The organism is Micromonospora sp. CA-248260 (assembly GCF_050942205.1).
GTDB classification, from domain to species: Bacteria; Actinomycetota; Actinomycetes; order Mycobacteriales; family Micromonosporaceae; genus Micromonospora; species Micromonospora antibiotica.
In genome coordinates this window covers 3338424-3360100 of sequence record NZ_CP192021.1, presented here as the reverse complement: position 1 = coordinate 3360100, position 21677 = coordinate 3338424, and the positions used below count along the sequence as shown (strand labels likewise).

Here is a 21677-nt window from a genome sequence, read left to right as displayed (position 1 = left end):
GTCAGCTGCGCGGGCCCAGGAAGAGGCCGCCGCTGGCGTCGAGGACCTGCCCGGTGACCCAGCGTGCGGCGTCGGAGGCGAGGAACGCGACCACGTCGGCGACGTCACCGGGAGCGCCCAGCCGGTCGAGGGCCGTCATCGAGGTGATCAGGTCGGCCAGGCCCGGTGTGGCGAAGGCCGGTCCGTTGGTCGCGGTCCGGGTGGCGCCCGGCGCGACCGCGTTCACCGTGACGCCCCGGGGCCCGAGCTGGTTGGCCAGGGCCAGGGTCATCGTCTCCACCGCCCCCTTGGTCATGGCGAACGACGTCTGGCCGGGGTTGGCCATCCGGGTCGCCACCGACGAGATCGTGATGATCCGACCACCGTCGCGCAGCAGCGGCAACGCCCGTTCGATGATGAAGTACGGCGCGCGCACGTTGACCGCGAACAGCCGGTCGAAGGCGGCCCGGGTGGTGCCGCCGAGCGGGCCGGCGGGCGGCGCCGCCGCGTTGTTGACGAGGATGTCCAGTGGCCGCCCGGCCAGGCTCGCCGTCACCCCGGCGAACAGCGTCTCGACATCTCCGTCGACGCCGAGTTCCGCGCGGACGGCGTACGCCGTCGCGCCGTCGCGCCCGATCCGGTCGACCGTCTCCCGCGCGCCGTGCTCGTCGGCACCGTAGTGCGCGATGACTGCCGCTCCCTGCCCGGCCAGCCGGATCGCGATCGCCTGTCCGATGCCCCGCGACGCGCCGGTCACCAGTGCGGTCCTGCCACTCAGATCCCCCATGACGTGAGTCGCTCCCAACTTGGTAGTAACTATCACGACGGTAGTGTCTATCAGATGGACGAGCGGCACTCAACCCTGCGGGACCAGCGACGGGCCGAGACGCAGCGCCTGATCCAGGCGCACGCGGTGCGGTTGTTCGTCCGGCGCGGCTACGACGGCACGACGGTGAACGACGTCGCGGCGGCGGCGGGGGTGTCCCCGATGACTGTCTACCGGCACTTCCCGACCAAGGAGGACCTCGTGCTGGCCGACCAGAACGGGCCACTGGTCGCCGAACGGGTCGCCGCGACACCGGCCGGCCAGCCCCTCGTCCGTCGGATCGGCACCGCGCTCGTCGACGCGGCACGTATGCTCACCGCCGGTGACGACCGGTTCCTGCTGGCCCGCCTGCGGCTGATGATCTCCACGCCCGCCCTGCGGGCCCGCCACCTGGACAACCACCACCTGCTGCAACAGGCCATCGTGGCGGGACTCGGCGACGAGGCCGACGACCCGGAGGCGGCCTTCCGCGCCTCGGCGGCGGCCAGCGCCTGCCTGGCCGTCATGCACACCGCGCTGGTGCGGTGGGCCCAGGACGACGGACGCACCGACCTGGCCGACCTGATCGCGGCGGCGCTCGCGGCGGCCTTCGGCGACGACCCGTCCCGACCGCGGTGACCCCGGCCGGGTGGGCGCTGCCCTAGGCTCCCCGGATGGTCATGAGCGCACAGGACGTGGTGGGGCTCATCGAGTCCGACCCGGCGGCGATGAGAGTCCTCCGGGCCACTGCCGGCCTCGGCCTGCCGGACTGGTGGATCGGTGCCGGCTTCGTCCGCAACCTGGTCTGGGACGCGATCAGCGAGCTGCCGGCCCTGCCGCCGCGCGACGTGGACGTCGCCTACTTCGACCCGCAGGAGCGGGACCCCGGTGTGGACGTCCGCACCGAGGCCTGGGCCGCGACGGTGCTGCCCGGGGTGCCGTGGGAGATCCGCAACCAGGCACGGATGCACCTGCGCAACCGCGACGGTCCCTACCTCGACACCCTGGACGCGATCTCGCGCTGGCCCGAGACGGCAACCTGCATCGCGGTCACCCTGCGTGGCGACTCGGTCCACCTGGTGTGCTGCCACGGCGCGGCCGACCTGGTCGGCATGGTCGTCCGGCCCTCGCCGGCCTTCGACCACGCCGCAGGCCGCGCGAAGGTGCGCGAGCGCGTGACGGCCAAGGGATGGTGCGGCCGGTGGGCCAGGCTGCGACTGGAGGTCTAGCGCCCCGCCGGAGTTTTCGGGGTGCCGCACCGGGTCCGGCCGTCGACCCCGGTGGCAGGTAGACCGGTGAGCGGAACGACGACTCGTCGGAACGACTAATCCGGTCGCGAACGGACCGGTCCGCGAGGACGATGAGGCGATGTCCGGCACCCCTGAGGGATTCACCTACCGTCTCCGCAAGAACGGAGACGTGGAAGTGCTGCACCACGGCCGCCCCGCCTCGGTGCTCCGCGGCGCCGCCGCAGCCCGGTTCCTGGTCGACGTGGACAGCGACGATCCGCAGGAGCTGATGGCCCGCCTCACCGGCAACTACAAGCACGGCAACGAGCGCACGGCCAAGCGGCACCCCCGCAACCGGGACCGCTAGCACCGCCCCACGGTCAGGTGGCATCGCATCCCGCTCCGGTCGGCACGGGTGCCCCGAGGGCGGACCGACCCCGTGGGCTAGCCGTCGAGGAGCTGCTCGCGCAGGATGTCCGCGTGACCGCAGTGCTGGGCCAACTCCCGCAGCACGTGCAGGTACACCCACCGTAGGGGTAACGGGCCCCGCCGGTGCCCGGACAGGATGTCGTCCAGACCCAGCGTGGCCGTCGCCCGCCGCGACGCGGCACAGGCCTCCCGGTGGGCCTGCCGCACGGTGGTGATCGTGTCGTCGTCGGCGAGGACGAACGACTCGTCCGACGTCGCGGGGAGACCGATCTCGGCGCGCGAGCGACCCGTGACGGCCTCGTCGAACCAGACCTTCTCCACGAAGGTCGCGTGCTTCACCAGACCCAGCAGCGTGGTCGGGGAGGCCACCAACGACCGCCGTGCCTGTTCCTCGGTCAGCCCGTCCAGGCACCTGTCGAGCGCACCGCGATGCTCGTCGAGGAACGCCTCGAACTGGGCCCGGAGCGGCTGGGCGACCACCTGGTCGGCGAAGGTGGGCGGGAAGGCAGGCATGGGAGCAGCATTCCAGATACGCCCGCGGCGATGGGGGTGCGCGACGCGGGTGCACGCCGGTGGCACCGCGTCCGGCCCGGATGCCGGCCACCGGCCCGGGCTCGTCCGGGAGCGCCGGATGCCGCTTCGCGCCGGGTGGTCGGAACCCCGGGAACTGTCGTACCCGTGACCCATGATCTTGTGGTCACGGCGACGCCGGCCCCGGCCGGCGCACGCCATCAACCATGGTCGACGCCGTGTTGCGGCGGGTGGGAGGACGTGCGGTGACGGACACTGACGGGGCCGCGCGGCGGCGGAGCGTGCTGGCGGTGGTGCCGCCGGCCCGGCCCCGCAAGCTGGCCAAGGTGCCCTTCGTCGAGCTGGCCGACGGGCGGTTGCAGGGAGTGGTGTCCAGCGGGTCCGACATCGAGCGGGTCTACGTCTCCTCGGTGACCGCCGGCAGCCACGCCTACCACTGCAGCACCAACAACAACCGGCCCTGCGGCGGGCTGCGCGGCGCACCCTGCAAGCACCTGGAGTCCCTCGCCGACGAGGCCGTGCTCCAGTACGGCGTCGACCGGGTGGCCCGCTACCTGCGGGTCGACGCCGGTGAGGGCACGCAGACCGGCGTCGAGCTGCTGTCGCGGCTCGACGCCCGGCACGAGCCGACCTCGGCCGCGGTGGTGTTCAGCCGCTTCCTGCGCCACCTGGCCTACCTGGAGCTCCCGGCCAGCACGACCGTGCTGCCCGAGCTGCACTGGTTCCCGTCCACCGGGGCGGGTCGCTGATGCTCGGCACGCAACTGGCGCAGCTGCGCGACGGCACCCCCACCGGGCTGACCGACGCCGACGACGTGGTCGCCGGATTCGACGACGCCCTGCTGCGGGGCTTCGCCCGGGTCGGCGAGCAGGACGCCGCCGCGTTGACCGCCCTGGCCGACGCGGTGGCGGGCACCCCGCTGGGCGAACGGGTGGCCGAGGCGGTCGGCAAGGTGACCGCCGGGTCGGTCGGGCAGGAACACCTGGCCGCGCTGGCCGGGGCGCGGTCGGCCCTGCTCGGCGCGGCCCACGACGCCCTGCTCGACCAGCTCGACACCGCCCTCGGGCGGCACCGGGCCCCGTGGACCCCGACCGGCGCAGCGGGTGACCCCTCCCCCGCCCGCGCCGCAGCCCGGTCCTGGCTGCACGAGACCGCCCTGGCCGGCTGGCGGGGCATCGACCACGAGGTGCTCTCCGCCGTCGGCACGCCTGTCGAGGCGGCGCTGGCCGAACCGCAGTCGCGCCGGCTGGCGGTGCTGCTCGACGGGTTCGCCGCCGAGCTGCGGGCCGGGCTGCCGGTGGCGACCATGGCGCAGGTGCCGGTACGCCGCTGGGCGGACCTGTGGTCCCGGGCCGTGCTGCTCGCCCAGGACGGGCCCGCCCCGGTGACCGCCATCGAACGGGTCACCGGTCGGCTGCTGCCGTTCGGGGTCGACGTCCACGAGCACGAGACCGCCGTCCAGGTGCAACTGCACGCGATCCTCGAACCGGCCGACGACACGCCGCCCCGGCTGGTCCGGGTGACGGTGGGCGCGGCCAAGGTCGCCACGATCGGTGGGCCGGCGGTGTGGCGGCTGCTGTCGGCGTACCCGGTGCTGCTCACCGCGATCGCGCAGCGCCGGGCGCTGACCGTCACCGACCTGCCGGCGCAGGACGGCGACCTGCACTGGGTCGACGGGCAGGCGCAGGTGGGCGAGCCCGCCGACCCGTTCGCCACCGCCCGGGTCCTGCTGGGCACGGCGACGGCGACGGCGCTCCCGCCGCTGGACCGGCACCCGGTGGCGATCGCCGAACCGGTGCTGCTGGAGGGCTACACCGTGCACGACGACGCAGCAGCGATCGACCTCGACGGGCACCGCCTCGCGGTCGCCCTCGACCGGCTGCCGGCCGGCGGGCCGCTCACTCCCGCACTGGTCGCCGCGTCGTCGACCTGCCTGGGCCTGATCCGCTGGGACGACGGCCGGTGGCTGCTACAGCCGCTGGCGGTGCAGGCCACCGTCAAACGCCGGCCGGTCGAGGCGCACAACGGTGACTGGGCCGACGGGGTGACCGATCCCAAGGTGGCCAAGGCCGAGTCCCGGGCGGGCGACGCCGTGGCCGTACTGCGCGAACGCGCGGGACGGTTGCTGCGCCGATGAGCGAGCCCACAGCGATGAGCGACACCGTACCGGCGGGTGACGCCGTGCAGCCGGGCGACCTCGCCGCCGCCAACCGTCGGCAGGTGCTCTACTGGCGGCTGCTGGGTCGGCTCTTCGACCCCGACGAGCAGCCCACGCTGGAGTCGGCGAGCGTGGCCGTGGTCGACGACCTCGGCCTGCCCGCCGCGCTGCTGGACCCGACAGTCTCGGTGGACACCGTCCTGCAGCGCTTCCCCGTGCTCGCCGACGAACTGCGCGGCCTGCTCGTTGCCGAGCCCGCCGCGGGCGCCGACGACGCCGACGGCCGTGCCACCGGTGGCGACGGCGAGGGCCCGCCGGCCGACGGGGCGACGGAGCCTGACGGGGCGACGGCGGCAGCCGGTGTCACCGCCGAGGGGGACGCCACGACCGACGGCGGTCACCCGGCGGCCGGCGACCTCGGCGCACACCGGCCCGGCACGGCCGAGGTACGCCGGGCCGCGCTGGTGTCGAAGCTGCTGCTCAACGTCTTCGGCACCGGGTCCGGGCCGGTCAGCGCCGGCCAGTTGGCCCGCTGGCAGGCCGACGCCGGTTGGTTCGAGCAGGCGCTCGGCTGCCCCCCGGGTGAGCTGCGTCGGCAGGGCGGCACCGGGCTGGGCGGCACCCTCGCCGGGCTGGAGGGCGACCTGGTCCGCCGGATGCACCTGCGGGAGGTGCTGGCCGACCCGAAGCTGGCCGCCCAGCTCACCCCCAGCATGTCGCTGATCGAGCAGCTGCTGCGGGACAAGGCGAACCTGTCCGGGGTGGCGTTGGCCAACGCCAAGTCGCTGATCCGGCGGTACGTCGACGAGGTCGCCGAGGTGCTGCGTACCCAGGTCGAGCAGACCAGCGTCGGCACGATCGACCGGTCGGTGCCGCCGAAGCGGGTCTACCGCAACCTCGACCTCGACCGCACCATCTGGCAGAACCTCACCAACTGGAGCCCGGAGGACGAGCGCCTCTACGTCGACCGGCTCTATTACCGGCAGACCGCCCGCAAGACCACTCCGTCGCGGCTGATCGTGGTGGTGGACCAGTCCGGGTCGATGGTCGATTCGATGGTCAACTGCACCATCCTCGCCTCGATCTTCGCCGGGCTGCCCAAGGTGGACGTGCACCTGATCGCGTACGACACCCGGGCGCTGGACCTGACCCCGTGGGTGCACGACCCGTTCGAGGTGCTGCTGCGCACCAAGCTCGGCGGTGGCAACGACGGGCCGGTGGCGATGGCGATGGCCCGTCCGAAGATCGTCGAGCCGCGCAACACGGTCATGGTGTGGATCTCGGACTTCTACGAGTTCAACCGCTCCCAGCCGCTGTTCGACGGCATCGAGGCGGTGCACCGCTCCGGGGTGCGGTTCATCCCGGTCGGCTCGGTCAGCAGCTCCGGCCAGCAGAGCGTCAACCCGTGGTTCCGGCAGCGCCTCAAGGACCTGGGCACCCCGGTGCTCTCCGGTCACATCCGCAAACTCGTCTTCGAGCTCAAGAGCTTCCTCACCTAGGAGAATCACCCCTCATGTCCGAGATGTTGCGTGCCCCCGCCGAGGTCAAGTACGCCGACGAACTCGACTACCTGGAGTCGGTCGACACCGGCCCGAAGCCGTTCTCGTGGCGGCTGAGCCCACGCATGGTCCGGCTTTTCGTTCTCGGCTCGGAACGGGCCGACGGTCTGGAGCGGGAGATCCCGCAGAAGTGGTTCGGTGACCGCAGCTTCGTCGAACGCAGCATCGTGACCCTGGCGTCGGACCGGGGCCTGCTGCTCATCGGCGACCCCGGCACCGGCAAGAGCTGGCTGGCCGAGTTGCTGTCCGCCGCGATCTGCCGCAACTCGACGCTGGTGGTGCAGGGCACCGCCGGCACCACCGAGGATCACATCAAGTACTCGTGGAACGTTTCGATGGTCATCGCCAAGGGGCAGTCCCGCGAGTCGATGATCCCGTCGCCGATCATGACGGCGATGGAGCAGGGCGTGGTGGGCCGGTTCGAGGAGCTGACCCGGTCCACCAGCGACGTGCAGGACGCGCTGATCTCCATCCTGTCGGAGAAGTACGTCTCCATCCCCGAGCTGAACGACGACAACATCGTCTTCGCCCAGCCCGGTTTCTCGATCATCGCCACCGCGAACAGCCGGGACCGGGGCGTGAACGACCTGTCGTCGGCGTTGAAGCGCCGGTTCAACTTCGTCCGGATCCCGGTGGTCACCAACAAGCGCAGCGAGGCGGAGATCGTCCGGTTCCGCACCGAGGAGCTGCTGCGCCGGCACCGCATCGAGCTGGACGTGCCGCCCACCCTGCTGGACATCCTGTTGCAGAGCTTCGCCGACCTGCGGGCCGCCGCCGCGTCGGCGACCAGCGACGACGAGAAGCTGGAGTCGGCGCTGTCCACCGCCGAGCAGATCGGCGTGCTGGAGGACGCCATCCTGCACAGCCAGTTCTTCGGCGACCGGTCCCTGCGGGTGGAGACGCTGGCCGGGTCGCTGATGGGGTCGCTGGCCCGACGCAGCCCGGAGGACCTGGCGATCCTCAACAAGTACCTGCACGGGGTGGTGGAGCCCCGGGCCAAGAAGGACGGCGAGGGCTGGGCCGGCTTCCTCGACGGCGGTCGCCAGGCGATCGCCTCGCTGTCGTGACCACCGCCGACGCCGGCACCGCCACGCCGCCCGCGACCGCCGTCGCCGGCACCGGCGGGGTGACCGCCGGGCCGTTCGGGGCGTTGCGGGAGCAGCTCACCGATGCGGCGGCCACGTTCGCCGGCTCCGCCGACGCGCTGGCCGGCATCCTCGCCGGCATCGTCGACGACGTCGACCGGGCGCTGGGCGAGCGGTTGGAGATCTTCCCGGTCTGTCACCACTCGCCGGCCTCGGCGCTGGCGATGGTACGTCGGCTGCGGCACAGGCAGCCCAAGGTGATCTACCTGGAGCTGTGCGAGGATCTGCAGCCGCTCCTGGGCGAGCTGCGCAACTGTCGGCTGCCGGTGGCGGTGCAGGCGTTCGCCTCCGAGCTGGACGGCTTCCCCGCCGAGTGGGGCCCGCTCAGCGTCGTCGCGCCGGTCACCGAGGCGTCCGCCGAATACCAGGCGATCGCGTACGCGTTGGAGACGCCGGGTGTGGAGCTGGTGCTGGTGGACCGCTCCACCGACCACGTCTTCCAGTGGTCGCCGCGCGACGACGCCGAGTCGGCGGCAGCCACCGGGCCGACGGACGACACCGCGCCGACGGCAGCCACCGCGTCGACCGGCGGCGCGGGTGAGCAGACGGCGCTGCACGGCGACGCGGTCGGCGTGGAGATCGGTGACCTGCGGCCCCGGTTCGCCGAGTTGGAGGCGTACCTGTTGCACCACGGCAAGGTGCGGCACTGGTCGGAGTGGTGGGACCAGTACGTCGAGCGGCCCCTCACCGGCGCCGACCACGACACCTACCGACAGGTGATGGTGTTGATCGGCAGCCTGTTCCGCCGGTTGCGTCCGGCCGGGTCGGACCGTACCGAGCGCGACGAGGACCGGGAGCGCTACATGTGGACCCGGATGCGGGAGCACCTCGCCGCGTCCGGGGTCGACCCGGCGGACTGCCTCTACGTGTGCGGGGCGTTCCACGCCGCCAGCCGGGTCGCTCAGTTCGGCATGGACTCCCCCGCCCCGGACTTCGAGATCAGCCCCCGGACCGGCACCCGCTGGCGGTACGGGCTGATCCCGTCGAGCCACTCGGCCATCGAGGCGCAGTTCGGCCTGGCACCGGGCTCGGTGTCGATCGCCGCCGCCACCTGGACCAAGGCGGTGAGCGGCTCGGGCCTGACCCCGTACCGGCTCGACGGCCAACGGGGTGGGAAGACCCGGGGCCGGCGCAAGGCTGTCGCGGCGGTAACCACGCCGGCCGGGCCGGTCGCCGACCGGCTCACCGGGTTCCTCGCCGCGCCGCCGCCCCTGGACGGGCTCGACGAGGCGGAGCTGCGCGGCTGGTGCGTCGACATCGTCCGGCTGGCCCGCCGCAACGGCTACCTGGCCAGCACCGCCGACGCGATCGCGGTGTTCGAGACCTCGATCCTGCTGGCCGGGTTGCGTAACCGGGCCCGACCCACCCCGTACGACTTCGCCGACGCGGCGGTGACCTGCATCGAGAAGGACGTGGTGCCGGGCCGGCGGGACGTCCGGCGGCTCTGCGAGATCCTGCTCGGCGGGGACCGGATCGGGCAGGTCGGCTACGACGCCCTGCCGCCGCTGGCCCGCGACGTGCTCGACCGGCTCCAGCCACTCGGCCTGGACCTGGAAAAACGCACCATTCAGCGGGCCCTGCTGGACCTGCACGCCACCCCCGCCCTGGCCGGCTGCTCGGATCTGCTGTGGATGCTGCGGCACCTGCTCCCCACCGACGCCGTCCGCCCGATCATGGGTGAGCGCCGGTTGGGACACCGGTCGATCCAGGAGAGCTGGGACCTGGCGCTGGGCCGCCACCAGCGGGCGCTGATCGAGCTGGGCTACGAGGGGGTGACCATCGAGCAGGTGCTGGAGCAGCGGCTGCGCCGGGCGGTCCGGGGCACCGACGCGACCGCCGCCGGTGCCCTCGCCGCCGTGGAGGACGCCATCCGGTTGCTGAACAGCCCCCGGTTGGTCGACGAGCTGGGCACCCGGGCGGTGGAGCTGCTGGCCACCGAACGCACCGTGGACGACGCCCCGGAGGTGCTGCGGCGGATCCGCCGGTTGTTGGCCCACCACCGGGCCACCGCGCCGACCCTGCCGGCCTGGTGCGCGGCGTTCGTGACGACTGGTTACGCGCACTACTGCACCCTGCTGCCCACCGCGTTCGTCGAGGAGGAGACCGGGGTCCGGCAGGTTGGGGCGATGTTGGGCTTCCTGTTCAGCATGGAGAGCCTGGCGCTGTCCCTGGGCTGCGACCGGTCCCAGCTCGAACTCGCGGTGGCCCAGTCACACCCGCAGAGCCCGGCCAAGGTCGCCCTGCTCTGGGCGGCCCGCCACCAGCTCGGTCTGCTGCCGCTGGCCGAGTTGCGGGGCCGCTGCGCCGAGTTGCTGGCCAACCCGCTGGTGGTGCCGGCCTTCCCGCAGTACCTCTCCGGTTTCGTGCACGCGCTGGAACCGGTGCCGGGGCTCGCGCCGTTCGTGGTGGAGACGATGTCCACCGCGTTCGCCCGGTTGCCCGACCCGGTGCTGCTGCCCTGGCTGCCCACCCTGATCACCACCCTGCGCCAGCACGGGCCGGAGCTGGTGCCGATGCTGGTCCGGGAAGCGGCGCGTACCTTCCCGGGGACGCTGCCCGCGCTGGACGCCTGGGTGCCGCCGTGGCTGGCCCCGGCCCCGACGCCCGCGCCGACGGCGGTGCGGGCCGGACCGGTGGGGCAGGTGCACACCCTGCTCGGCGCACATCCGGCGGCGGTGGACGCGGTCGCCGGGCTGCTCGGCTGCGACGGCGGATGGTCGGAGCCGCAGGCGACGCCGGCCGGGTCGCCGGGGTCGGCGCTGATGGCCGCACATCCGGACACCGTCGAGGCGGTCGCGGCACTGCTCGGCGGCGGGTGACCGGGTCGCCGTGGGCTACCGTACCGGCGGGGTGGTGCTGGTCCGGTTGTGACGGCCTGCCATGCGCTGCCGGGTGTGGGACGGGACACGGCAGCGCATGGCCGATCCGGGCGGACGGCGACGCCGGAGGCTCACCGCCGTCGCCGTCCGCTGTGCGGGTGCCCGCCGGGGCGGGTGGTTACGGCTGCTTGAGTTGCAGGGCGAGGTCTACGACCACCTGGGCGAATGCGCCCGTGGTGCTGGCCTCGCCGGTGAGCGGGTCGATCGCGTACAGCCGGCTGGGGCCGGTGCCGTTGAGCACGGCGTAGCCGGTGTTGCCGACGGCCCGGCCGCCGCGGATCGTGCTGTAGATGTCGAAGCCGGCCCGCTGATCGGCGTCGACTCCGAGTTTGCCGGTGGCGGCGAGCTGGCCGGAGTTGGCCGGGGACTGGACGGCGACCTGGTCACCGGTGGTGTCGATGTCGAACAGGGTGGTGGCGGTGTTCGGGTTGAGGTCGTTGTTGGTGTAGGCCGCACCGGTCACCCCGAGGGCGGTGCCGACTGCGGGCGGGAAGGTGAGCGTTCCGTCGACGAGGGTGGTCCCGCCGAAGTTGACGTTGTGCCGCAGGTTCTGGCCCGTGTCGCTGATGATCCGCAGCCGGTCGGCGGCCGGGTTGAAGTCGACGCCGAAGTACGTTCCGCTGAGGGCGACGGTCAACTGGCTGACCTGCGTCGCGGTGGCGTCGCGGGTGGACAGGGTGTAGATGCCGCCGGCGTCGCCGACGCCGTAGAGCCGGCCGTCCTGGACCCGGTAGTCGATGCCGACCAGGGTCTCGGCACCGGGTAGATCGACCGTGCCGATGGTGCAGGTCAGGTTCGGCCGGTTGGCCGCAAACTTGACGAGTTGCTGGTCCTCGGTCAGGCCGACCCCGACGAGGCCGTTGCGGCCACCCAGGTTGAGCAGGTCCCACAGGATCGAGCAGGTGCCGGCGGCCAGCGACGGACGGCCGGCGGATGCAGCACCTGACGACGGGCCGGCCGGCACGGCGGCGGCCGGGGCCGGGATGGCCGACAGTCCGACGACGACGGCCACTCCGGTCAGCAGCCCTCGATGGAGGAGATGGCGCATGGGAGAACCTTTCGGGTAGGAGGCGAGCGAGTTGCTCGGCAGGGGCGGCGGCCCGGACCACCCCAAAGGGAGACGCTTGGATGCGTTTTCCCTGCTCAGACCCTATATGGCGAACTTTGCCGCAGACTGTCGGATTGGCTACTCTATCGGCGATCTCCGACCTGTATGCACATTCGGCGGCGCGGTGGTCGCCGCCGCGCGGCGGGGAGCGACCGGGACGCACGGCGGTCGGCAGGCGATGGCCCCGGGTACGGGCGACGACCACACCCGGGGCCATCGCTCAGGCGTCGAACCTGCCGGTCTTGACGCCCTCGATGAAGCCGCCCCACTGATCCGCGCCGAACGTCAGCGCCGACCCCTGCCGGTCCTTGCTGTCCCGGACCAGAACGACCTGGGGCGGGGTAGCCACCTCGACGCAGTTTCCACCTCCGTTGCTACGCGTGGACTTTTTCCAGGTGAGCGGGGTCATGTCTGTTCCTCTGCGATCGATGCCATCAGCTTGCGGGATTGCGCCTCGGTCAGCGCCGGCTTCTCCATGATGGCCCACGCCTCTCCGTACACGGCGACCTCACCAGGCTTGTCGAGGTAGAGCGCACCCGTGAGGCTGTCGGAGTAGACGATCGACGGCTCAGCTCCCTTTGCGAAGTCGAGAACCGTGAACGTGCCGCTGGTCATGTTGCCTCGATGCAGGCCCGCAGTGAACGGGATCACCCGGAGGGCGATGTTTGGTTGTCTGCTCACCGTGATCAGGTGCTGTAGCTGTTCCGCGTCCACCCCTCGCCGCAGAACAGCCTCGTCGAGCAGGACGTCGAATTGCGGAGCGCGCGGTGTGGTCCGGGTCAACAGCGCCTGCCTTCCGAGGCGTACTGCAACACCGCGCTCGATCTCCGCACGGGTCATATCCGGGCGGGCCACCTCGAAGACGCGGGTCGCATACGCCTCGGTCTGCAAGAGGCCGGGAACGAGCTGCGTTTCGTAGCTGCGGAGCCGTGCGGCTGCGGCTTCCAGTCCCACGTACAACTCGAACCACTCGGGGATGGCGTCACCGTAGGAGTGCCACCAGCCGCGTCCCTTCGTCTCCTTGGCGAGGCCCATCAACGCCTCGGTGATCTGCGGTGACGCTCCGTAGACCTTGCACATCGCCTCCACGTCGAGCGACCGCATCGACGTTGCACCGGTCTCGATGCGCCAGATCTTCGGCGTCGACCACTCCAGCGCATCGGCTGACGCCTTCACCGTCATGCGAGCTTCCTCGCGGAGTTGCCGAAGATACCGCCCGAGCTGCCGCCTCGGGACCGTCGAGCCGGTGTCCATCGTCACTGACCACTCCCCTCCCTGACTACATACCGGGCGACATCTGCACTCGGCATGTAACACCTGCTCATCACGCTTAGCAATAGAACCTATCAAGCTGAAACCATCTCTAGCGTTTCATCCAATATGTAATATTGCATTTCCTATCCTCGGCGGTGAACGATGGCGCTGGGTGTGGTGGTCGGATGACCGTGCGTGGCCCGGCTACCACGCCCCTCACATATGAGGAGGGGCAGATGGGCGGACGCGTCACCTACGTCGAGTACCTGACCGCCGTGGCGCTGACACTGCGGCGCAGGCATCGGCCGGTGTGGTCCGCCGACCGCAGGCAGATCGTCTGCCGCTGCGGCAACGACCTGCCCTGTCAGGTCCGGCACCGCGTGCCGATCAATCGGGGCCACTGGCCGAGGGAGGAACGATGACCGCCCACAGCCCGGTGCCGCCCATCTGGAGTTGCGCGGGCTGCTCGCTCCCGTGGCCCTGCGCCACTCGACGGCAGGAGCTGCGGGCGGAGTTCGACGGCGCTCCGGTCTCCCTCACGATCTACCTGGCGTCGTATCTCACCTGGGCTGCCGAGGATCTGACCTGGGTGCAGGCGGGCGTGTGGTATCGGCGGTTCATCGGGTGGGCCCGGTGACCACACCCCGCTCCGGTGACCTGCTCCAGGTGACCCGGGCGGCCAGCGTGCAGTTCATCAAACCGATCATGTTCCGGGTGATCCGGGTGCTCGACTGGCCCACGTACGACGGCTGGATCTGGCTCGACGGCTACCAGCTCGACGCTCGGAGCGATGCCGTCGCGCGTCGGTCGATCTTTGTACAGCCGGCGGGGTTGGTGATCCCACGGCGAACGGCCCCGGCACCCACGGGCCGGCCGACGCCCACCCGAGACCCTCGCGGTCGCTGCCGATCCGTCGGTACGTCGCCGCAGGTCGGACGGTGATCGGATGCCCCCATCGCGCTACGCGACGGGACGCCCACCTTCGGGCGCGGACCGGCCGCCCGGCCCTCGGCTGGCCGGGCGGCGTTCACGCCGCCCCCGACCGCCGTGCAACGGCCGTTCACCGCCCTCTCTCAGGCTTCGTGATCGACACGGTTACCACCGGATCGAGCGGAAGGCTCCGCAGTGCAGCACAGGGAATCCGAGGACGCCACAGGCGGTCAGCTGTCGCGCCGCCAACTGGTGAAGTACGCGGGCGTCGGCGCGACGCTCGCCGCCGCCGGCCCGTTCGTGGGGGTCGAGGCGGCCCACGCCGACCCGGACCGGCAGGATCAGGCGCAGGCCGACCCGGGCCGGCCCGACAACCGGGTCTGGCGGGCCGGCGACCACCACATCCACTCCGAGTACAGCGGGGACTTCGACACCTCGACGAACCCGCCGACGTTCCGCAAGGGCGCCGACGCGGTCTACCCGATCGTCACCAACGCGATCATGGCGAAGAACTTCGGGCTGACCTGGGCGATGTGCACCGACCACGGCGGACCGACACACTCCAAGGTGAACCTGGAGCAGGCGTACCCCGATCTGCTGCGGTCGCGCCGCCTGGTGCCCGAGGTGTTGCAGTTCTGGGGGATGGAGTTCGACGCCCCGGCGATGGACCACCACACCCTGATGATCCCGCGGCACGCCGACGAGGCGAAGCAGCTCTTCGAGCTGGAGAGCCGGTTCGCCAAGCGGGACCCGTTCCCGGCCGACCCGGGCCGGGACACCGAGGCCAAGATGGTGGAGTTCCTCAAGGTGGCGCGGAACATGCCGCACAAGCCGCTGGTGATCGCCCACCACACCTCCCGTTCGGCGACCGGGCTCGGGGTCTACGGCCAGGACCTGCCGCACGAGTTCCGCAACGGCAACGACGCGGCCCCGGACGTGTACGTCGGCTTCGAGGGCGCCCCGGGCCACCAGGCGGGCCCGCTCAACGGCAGCGCGCGCGGCGGCTACGGCAACCACCCCACCTACGGCGGCTACGACCAGGCGACCGCCCGGGTCGGTGGGCTGTGGGACGCGCTGCTCGGGGAGGGGCGGCACTGGTGGATCACCGCGACCTCCGACTCGCACGTGCACTGGACCCGGGGCGGCACCGACTTCTGGCCGGGTGAGTACAGCAAGACCTACGTGCTGGCCCGGCAGGAGTACCACGACATCATGGACGGCCTGCGGCACGGGCGGATCTTCGTCACCACCGGCGACCTGATCAACCGGCTCGACGTCACCGCCAGCAGCCAGGGGCACTCGGCCGCAACGGGCGAGACCATCACCGTCAGCCGGCGCAACCGTACCGACGTGGACGTCGTGATCCGGTTCCGGCCGCCGGCCGGGACGAACGGCAACGGGGACCGCCCGCAGGTCCGGCGGGTGGACCTGATCGTCGGGCAGGTCACCGGACCGAGCGTCGACCGGGACGCCGACACCAACCCCACCACCGCCGTGGTAGCCCGGTTCGGCCCGCGCGACTGGCAGCAGCAGGGCGCGCAGTACGTCATCCGTCACACCCTGCGCGACGTCGGGACCGACAGCTACCTGCGGGTACGCGGCACCAGCACCGACGAGGCCGAGCCGCTCGCCGACGGGCTGGAGAGCCCGTGGAGCGACCTGTGGTTCTACTCCAACCCGGTGTTCGTCCGGGTGCGCTGACCCACCGGGCCCGTCGACACCGTCGCGGTGTCGACGGGCCCGGCAGCCGGTCCCCCCGCCGGGATGACCACGCCCGCCCGCCGGCCGGCCCAGAGCTGATCCAGTGTGGATCGCCGATCGCCCGGGTCGCGCCGGCCGTGCCGCAATTGGCAGATCGCGTACCGCCGCCCGGTTGTGAATCTTGACCACCCGAAAGCGCAGGTCATACGCTCCGGGCGCCCTTGATTCATTTCCCGGGAAGGGAATCGGGACGCCTCATGCGAACTCCGCTCATCCGCTCCACATTGCTCTCCTCCCCACGGTTGGCCAGCGCCGCCGCCATCGTCCTGCTGGCCGGCATCACCCCCCTGGTGGTCGGCCCGCCCGCCGCGGCGGCACCCCCGACGACCTGTAGTACCGATCCCACCGACCGGCTGGCCTCGGTGCCCAGCCCGGAGAGCTTCCTCGGCTTCCCGCTCGGCACCGGCCAGGAACGGGTGGTCACCAACGAGGAGGTGCGGGGTTACCTCACCGCCGTGGACACCGCGTCGAAGCGGGTCGTCACCGGCGTGATGGGCACCAGTGTGCTCGGCCAGCCGCTGCCGTACGCGATCGTGTCCAACGAGCGCAACGTGCGGCCGGCCGTGCTCAAGGGCATCGCCGAGGACGTCCGCTCGCTGCGCGACCCCCGGGTACTCGACCAGCAGCAGGCCGGTGAGATCGCCGAGGCGGCGCCGGCCATCGTCTGGGTGACGGCCAACGTGCACGGCGGTGAGAAGAGCGGCACCGACGCCGCCCTCAAGACACTGTACGAGCTGGCCGCCGGCCTGTCCTGCGAGGTCCAGCAGCGCAACGACAACCTGGTCACGATCATCGTGCCGACGCAGAACCCGGACGGCCGCGACGCCAGCCGCCGGCAGAACGAGTACGGCTTCGACATGAACCGGGACTGGTTCGCCCGCACCCAGCAGGAGACCGACGGCAAGCTCGAACTGATGCGCAGGTACCCGCCGCAGGTCTTCATCGACGCGCACGAGATGGGTGGCCGGCAGTACTTCTTCCCGCCCAACGCCGACCCGATCCACCACGAGATCTCCGGCGAGGCGGTCGACTGGATCAACCGGATCGGCGAGGCCAACAAGGCCGGCTTCGGCTACAACGGCGCGTGTGACGCCACGGTGACCACCGAGTGCTACTTCAACTACTCCACCTACGACCTGTTCTTCATGGGGTACGGCGACACGGTGCCGGCCGCCGGCTTCGGGGCCGCCGGCATGACCTTCGAGAAGGGCAGCTCGTCGGCGGTGGCCGACCGGGTGCAGCAGCAGTTCCACACCCAGTGGTCGACGCTGGGCTGGGCGGCGGCACACAAGGTCGAGGTGCTCACCGGCTGGTTCAAGGTCTGGAAGGACGCCCTCGCCCAGGGCCGGGCCGGCGCGTTGGAGCCCAACGAGGTGGTCCAGCCGACCAACACCGTGCAGTTCCCGGTGCCGGCGCAGACCGTCCGGTCGTACTTCCTGCTGCCCGACCGGCAGCTCGCCGACGCCCGCCAGCTCGTCGAGCGGCTGCGCCGGATGGACGTCGAGGTCTACCAGGTCCGCAAGGCCGTCAAGCTGCCCACCGCGAAGCTCTTCGGTGGCCGTTCGGCGACCAACCTGACCGTGCCTGTCGGGTCGTACTGGATCCCGATGAACCAGCCGCAGAAGCACTGGATCCAGGCGATCATGGGTGAGGACCCGTACACGCCGTTCCCGTACTTCTACGACGTGTCGTCGTGGAGCAACCCGCTGCTGATGGGTCTCAACGCCGTCTACACCGGCGCGGACGTCAAGCCCAACGCGGAGCTGATCGACAAGATCCAGAACACCGGTGGCGGCAAGATCCTCGCCGCGCCGCCGTTGAAGGGCTCCTACACCTACGCGCTGGACTCCGCCGCCGCGGCCGAGTTCACCTTCACCCTGCTGGGTCAGGGCGTGCAGCTGGTCCGGGACCTGGACAGCGGCGAGGTGGGGATGCCGGCCGGCGCGTTGACGCCGGAGCTGAACACCACGGCCAAGAAGCTGGGCGTCACGCTCACCCCGTACACCACGGCGGCGGTCGGCACCCCGATCAGCCGGCCGGACGTCGGCCTGTTCCAGGGCACCGGCATCTCCACCACCTCCGGCTCGCACGGCGAGGCCCGGTACGTGCTGGGCAAGCGGTGGGGCCTCGACCTGACCCCGGTCACCACCGCCGACATCAACGACAACACCCCCGCCTTCACCGGCCGCACGGTGCTGCTGGTGCCGGACGGCAGCAACGCGACAGGTGGGCTGACCGCGACCGGGCAGGCCAACCTGCGCGCCTGGATCGCCCAGGGTCACACCTACCTGGGCCTGCGCAACGAGGGCACCCGGCTGGCCCGTGCCGCCGGTCTCACCTCCACCACCGAGAAGCCGAAGCCGACCGGCTACACGGTGATCGGCTCGCACCTGCGGGTCGACGTGGACCCGGACAGCCCGGTCGGGCTGGGCCGGCCGGCGGAGGACTTCGAGTTCAACAACAACGACCCGATCCTCACCCCGAGCAGCACCGGCCGCAACGTGCTGCGTTACCCCAGCGGGGACACCTTCTGGGCCAACGGCTACACCGTGCAGGGTGACGCGCTCAAGGGCACCGTCGCGGTGGTGGACGAGCCGACCGGCGCCGGTCGGGCGGTGCTGTTCGCGTTCAACCCGTTGTTCCGGGCGTACAACGAGAGTGGTCTGCACCTGGTGGCCAACGCGCTGCTCTACCCGGGCGGCGGCCCGGCGGCCCGGACCGCGTCGCCGGTCCCGGTCGACCCCGCCCGCGCCGCCGCGGCGGCGGCGCCGGTGGCGGAGAACCTGGGCGGCGAGTGGCGGCCGTTCACCCTCCAGGTGGCCGCCGGTGACCTGACCCGCGCCGAGGCGGTCGTCGAGCGGTACACCGACACCGCCCGGGTCACCGTGGCGGGCGGCTCGGCGTACCTGGTGATCCCCAACCCGGCGGGTCTCCAGGTCGACGAGCACCCGTTCCTGGGTGACCTGGTGCGGACCCTGCGGGCCGAACAGGTCCCGCTGCGTTCCGTGGTGGGTTAGCACCCGTCAGGGTGGGAGCGACGCCGTGCGGCGTCGCCCCCACCCGCCCGGGCATCCCGGGCGATCCGGCACGGTGGCGGGCCGGCCACCTGCCCCGGGGCACTCCGCGGGATGCCCGGGCCGGTCACTCGCCCCCGGGCACCCCGCGCGGAGCCGGTGATCCGACGTCGGCTAGGAACGGTGCATGCCCCGCTACCTGCTGTTTCCCGGCCGACATCACCTGCTGACCCGGTTCCAGGCCGACTATCTGCACCGGCTCGCCACCGGCGGTCACCACGAGGCTGCCGACGGCGACCACGCCGGGGGCGGCGGCGCACCGTCCGCCACCGACGGCAACGCTCAGCTGACCGACGACGGCGTCACCGTGGTCTGGGCGGTCACCTCCGCCAACCACGAGAACACCCGCCGCAACCCGGTCCCCTACCACCGGCGGGAGGCGGCGATCGAACGGTTCAGCGTGCTGGCCGGGCTGCGGTCGGTGGTGGTGCCGGTCTTCGACACCGCCGAGACCGACAGGTTCGCCGAGGTGACCCTGAAGAACGTCGCGGCCACCGCCGGCCTGGAGCTGACGCCGGCGAACACCGTGGTCGCCTGCTCGACCCCGCAGGTGGCCGCCATGTACGCCCGGCTGGGGTACCCGATCGCCGGGGTGGAGGCCGACGTCGACCCGACCCCCGCCCGGCCCTGGGACGTGCTGCTGGGGCTGGCCGCCGACGACCCGTCGTGGCGGGAGCTGGCCCACCCGGCGACCCTCGACGTCTACGCCCGCTACCGGCTCGACGACCTGGTCCGCTCGGTGGTCAACGACCCGGTGGTCGGGGACGAGGGCGGGTTGACCGCCACCCGCGACTACCGCACGTACGCCGAGGCGTTCGCCGACGCGGCGCAGCGTAAGTGGGCGGCGGTGCGCGAGCACGTACGGCCCGGCCGGATCGTCGACGTCGGCTGCGGCGCGGGCGCGGTGCTGGAGCTGGCCGACCGGGAGCCGACGCTGCGCGAGAGCGACCTGATCGGGGTCGAGGTGGCCCGGCACCTCTACGAGGAGTGCGTGCACAAGAAGGCGCAGGGCTTCTTCGCCAACCCGAACGTGTTCTTCTACCGCCGCAACGTGCTCGGCGGGGCGGTGTTCGCACCCCGCTCGGTGGACACCACGATGACCTTCGCGCTGACCCACGAGATCTGGTCGTACGGCGATCAGATGGCGTCGCTGCGCCGGTTCGTGCAGGCCATCTACGACCACACGGTGCCCGGCGGGGTGTGGATCAACAGTGACGTGTGCGGACCGGACGGCCGGGACCGGACGGTACGGCTGCGGCTGTCGACGACCGACGGGGCGAACCCGGCCCGGCCCCACCCCGACCTCGCGGCGCTGCCGGCCGACCAGGTGGCCGAGCGGCTCGCCGGGCTGTCGACGCGGGCCCGGTTGGACCAGTTCGCCGTCGACTACCGGTTCCCGTTCGGGTTCCGCCCGGTCGACGACGGCACCGGGGCGGTGGTCGAGCTGCCGCTCGGCTCGGCGATGGACTTCCTCACCCGCAAGGACTACACCGACAACTGGCTGTCGGAGACGCAGGAGGAGTTCTGCGGGCTGGAGTGGGCCGACTGGAAGGCGCTGCTGGCCGACGTGGGCTTCGAGGTCGACCCCGCCAGTGGCCCGTACCGCAACGACTGGATCGTCACCCACCGGCTCGCGCCGACCGCCGAGCTGTCCGCGCTGGACGGCAGCCCGCTGGACTGGCCGGTGACGCACGTGCTGCTGGTCGCCCGCCGGCCGGTCAACACCTGATCCGGCGGGAGACGGAAGGCCGGGGGCGGGGGGGAAATCCCCCGCCCCCGGCACCGCCGTCAGGAGCCGGTCAGGACAGGAACTTGTCCAGGGCCGCCTCGATGGTGCCGCTGTCGGGCGCCGCGTACGCCTTCATCGTCGTCTTGTTGTACGAGATGAAGCTCGGGCACCGGGTGGCCGGGGCGTTGACGACCCCGCCGTCGCCGATCTTCTCGGCCGTCTTCGCGGCGAAGAAGGTCAGCTGGTAGCGCGAGGAGATGTAGGAGACGCTGACGTTCTTGCCGTCGCTCGCCTTGTAGTCGCACTTCTTGGGCGCGCCCTCGCTGCCCGGGACCATCGACATGCAGCCGACCACCGACACGGTGGTGAAGTCGGCCGACTTGGCGTAGTACCGCTTGTCGGAGCCGACCAGCTTCGACGACCAGAACGTCGGCCGCTCCGGGTTGTTCGAGAAGACGTACGCCTTGGCGGTGGTCGGGCCGCTGTAGGTGGCGGCGTTGAGGATCGGGCTGCCGTCGCAGACCGACGACAGGTCGCTGGAGTAGCGCGCGGTCACCGCGTTGTTGTTGTTCGGCTGCTCCGGCGACGACTCGGACGGCTGCGCGGTCGGCGGGGTGTCCGTGCCGCTGCCGGTCCCGGGTCCGGGAGCGGTGGTCGCGACCGGGCCCGGCGTCGGGTCGGCCTCGTCATCGCCGACCAGGGCGAGCCCGATCCCGGCGCCGCAGAGCGCGAGGATGAGGACCACCGCGCCGACGATGAGGCCGATGACCAGGCCCCGGTTCGACTTCTGCGGGGGCACGGGAACACCGAACTGCGGGGCCTGCCCGTACTGCGGGGCCTGGCCGTACTGCGGGGCCTGACCGGGCTGGCCGTACGCCGGGTAGCCGGCGGCCGGCGCCGGCGGCCCGCTCCACGGGGTGACGTTCGGATCCGGCTGTTCTCCGTACGGAGGGTGACTGTTGCTCATCTGAAGCCCTTATCGCTGTCGACGGTACCCAGGCACTGGATCATCGGTCAGGGTAGTGAGCGGCACAAACCGAGGCGCTGATTGTCGGACGGCAAGCAACACCGCCCGACCACGCGCGGGTGAGCCGCGACTACGCTGAG

The 21677-nt window shown here is 71.8% G+C and carries 19 protein-coding genes and 2 pseudogenes; 15 read left to right on the top strand and 6 right to left on the bottom strand.

Features of this window, described 5'->3' with window-relative positions:
• Position 1: 1 nt before the first annotated feature.
• Entirely contained in the window at positions 2–766 is a 765-nt protein-coding gene (locus ACQP2H_RS14870; RefSeq protein ID WP_357533546.1) for an SDR family NAD(P)-dependent oxidoreductase, read from the bottom strand.
• A 54-nt stretch (positions 767–820) separates the two neighbouring features.
• Between ACQP2H_RS14870 and ACQP2H_RS14865 the strand changes: the two genes are divergently transcribed.
• From ACQP2H_RS14865 to ACQP2H_RS14855, 3 genes are all read left to right on the top strand, one after another.
• Positions 821–1423, top strand: coding sequence for a TetR/AcrR family transcriptional regulator (locus tag ACQP2H_RS14865; RefSeq protein ID WP_357533548.1), 603 nt, complete (start codon positions 821–823; stop codon positions 1421–1423).
• Between the two features lie 41 nt (positions 1424–1464).
• On the top strand, positions 1465–2013 hold the full coding sequence (locus ACQP2H_RS14860) for a nucleotidyltransferase family protein (protein WP_255597569.1): 549 nt from the start codon (positions 1465–1467) through the stop codon (positions 2011–2013).
• A gap of 139 nt (positions 2014–2152) precedes the next feature.
• Positions 2153–2380: a hypothetical protein gene (locus tag ACQP2H_RS14855; RefSeq protein WP_091240024.1), complete on the top strand. Its 228-nt coding sequence runs from the start codon at positions 2153–2155 to the stop codon at positions 2378–2380.
• Positions 2381–2457: 77 nt separating this feature from the next.
• Here the strand turns inward: ACQP2H_RS14855 and ACQP2H_RS14850 are convergent, their stop codons facing one another.
• A complete protein-coding gene (locus ACQP2H_RS14850) occupies positions 2458–2955 on the bottom strand; it encodes a DinB family protein (protein ID WP_219461838.1) in 498 nt (165 codons plus the stop codon).
• A gap of 299 nt (positions 2956–3254) precedes the next feature.
• Between ACQP2H_RS14850 and ACQP2H_RS14845 the strand changes: the two genes are divergently transcribed.
• The 6 genes and pseudogenes from ACQP2H_RS14845 (at position 3255) to ACQP2H_RS14820 (ending at position 10654) form a co-directional block, all read left to right on the top strand.
• Positions 3255–3722, top strand: a complete 468-nt coding sequence (locus ACQP2H_RS14845) for a hypothetical protein (RefSeq protein WP_208566460.1) — start codon at positions 3255–3257, stop codon at positions 3720–3722.
• Positions 3722–5110 carry a hypothetical protein gene (locus ACQP2H_RS14840; RefSeq protein WP_357533551.1) on the top strand — a complete coding sequence of 463 codons (1389 nt, stop codon included), beginning with the start codon at positions 3722–3724 and terminating at the stop codon, positions 5108–5110. Before ACQP2H_RS14845 ends, ACQP2H_RS14840 begins: the two co-directional genes overlap by 1 nt.
• A 14-nt stretch (positions 5111–5124) precedes the next feature.
• Positions 5125–5376 (top strand): annotated as a pseudogene (locus tag ACQP2H_RS14835) (VWA containing CoxE family protein); the annotation flags it as partial.
• 186 nt (positions 5377–5562) lie between these two features.
• Positions 5563–6630: pseudogene (locus ACQP2H_RS14830) on the top strand (vWA domain-containing protein); the annotation flags it as partial.
• Between the two features lie 14 nt (positions 6631–6644).
• Positions 6645–7757 carry an ATP-binding protein gene (locus tag ACQP2H_RS14825; protein ID WP_433233209.1) on the top strand — a complete coding sequence of 371 codons (1113 nt, stop codon included), beginning with the start codon at positions 6645–6647 and terminating at the stop codon, positions 7755–7757.
• 59 nt (positions 7758–7816) lie between these two features.
• Positions 7817–10654 carry a hypothetical protein gene (locus ACQP2H_RS14820; protein WP_433233540.1) on the top strand — a complete coding sequence of 946 codons (2838 nt, stop codon included), beginning with the start codon at positions 7817–7819 and terminating at the stop codon, positions 10652–10654.
• A 178-nt stretch (positions 10655–10832) separates the two neighbouring features.
• On the opposite strand, the gene ACQP2H_RS14815 is transcribed toward ACQP2H_RS14820, so the two are convergent.
• The 3 genes from ACQP2H_RS14815 to ACQP2H_RS14805 all read right to left on the bottom strand — a co-directional run bounded on the left by ACQP2H_RS14815 (position 10833) and on the right by ACQP2H_RS14805 (position 13082).
• Entirely contained in the window at positions 10833–11762 is a 930-nt protein-coding gene (locus ACQP2H_RS14815) for a DUF4394 domain-containing protein (protein ID WP_363822528.1), read from the bottom strand.
• A 280-nt stretch (positions 11763–12042) separates the two neighbouring features.
• Entirely contained in the window at positions 12043–12171 is a 129-nt protein-coding gene (locus ACQP2H_RS14810; RefSeq protein ID WP_433233207.1) for a DUF397 domain-containing protein, read from the bottom strand.
• 56 nt (positions 12172–12227) lie between these two features.
• The gene (locus ACQP2H_RS14805) at positions 12228–13082 is read right to left on the bottom strand and encodes a helix-turn-helix domain-containing protein (protein WP_308290727.1); all 855 of its coding nucleotides are present in this window, start codon (positions 13080–13082) and stop codon (positions 12228–12230) included.
• A 230-nt stretch (positions 13083–13312) separates the two neighbouring features.
• On the opposite strand from ACQP2H_RS14805, the gene ACQP2H_RS14800 reads away from it, so the two are divergent.
• The 6 genes from ACQP2H_RS14800 to ACQP2H_RS14775 all read left to right on the top strand — a co-directional run bounded on the left by ACQP2H_RS14800 (position 13313) and on the right by ACQP2H_RS14775 (position 20570).
• A complete protein-coding gene (locus ACQP2H_RS14800; protein WP_219461828.1) occupies positions 13313–13498 on the top strand; it encodes a hypothetical protein in 186 nt (61 codons plus the stop codon).
• Entirely contained in the window at positions 13495–13713 is a 219-nt protein-coding gene (locus ACQP2H_RS14795) for a hypothetical protein (protein WP_219461825.1), read from the top strand. The genes ACQP2H_RS14800 and ACQP2H_RS14795 overlap by 4 nt, the downstream gene beginning before the upstream one ends.
• Positions 13710–14018, top strand: coding sequence for a hypothetical protein (locus ACQP2H_RS14790; RefSeq protein WP_308290726.1), 309 nt, complete (start codon positions 13710–13712; stop codon positions 14016–14018). The genes ACQP2H_RS14795 and ACQP2H_RS14790 overlap by 4 nt, the downstream gene beginning before the upstream one ends.
• A 183-nt stretch (positions 14019–14201) precedes the next feature.
• The gene (locus ACQP2H_RS14785; protein WP_219461822.1) at positions 14202–15707 is read left to right on the top strand and encodes a phosphoesterase; all 1506 of its coding nucleotides are present in this window, start codon (positions 14202–14204) and stop codon (positions 15705–15707) included.
• 257 nt (positions 15708–15964) lie between these two features.
• On the top strand, positions 15965–18784 hold the full coding sequence (locus tag ACQP2H_RS14780; protein WP_357533555.1) for a M14 family zinc carboxypeptidase: 2820 nt from the start codon (positions 15965–15967) through the stop codon (positions 18782–18784).
• A 184-nt stretch (positions 18785–18968) separates the two neighbouring features.
• Entirely contained in the window at positions 18969–20570 is a 1602-nt protein-coding gene (locus tag ACQP2H_RS14775) for a class I SAM-dependent methyltransferase (protein ID WP_357533557.1), read from the top strand.
• A gap of 70 nt (positions 20571–20640) precedes the next feature.
• Here the strand turns inward: ACQP2H_RS14775 and ACQP2H_RS14770 are convergent, their stop codons facing one another.
• Entirely contained in the window at positions 20641–21537 is an 897-nt protein-coding gene (locus ACQP2H_RS14770; protein ID WP_357533559.1) for a hypothetical protein, read from the bottom strand.
• Positions 21538–21677: the final 140 nt, after the last annotated feature.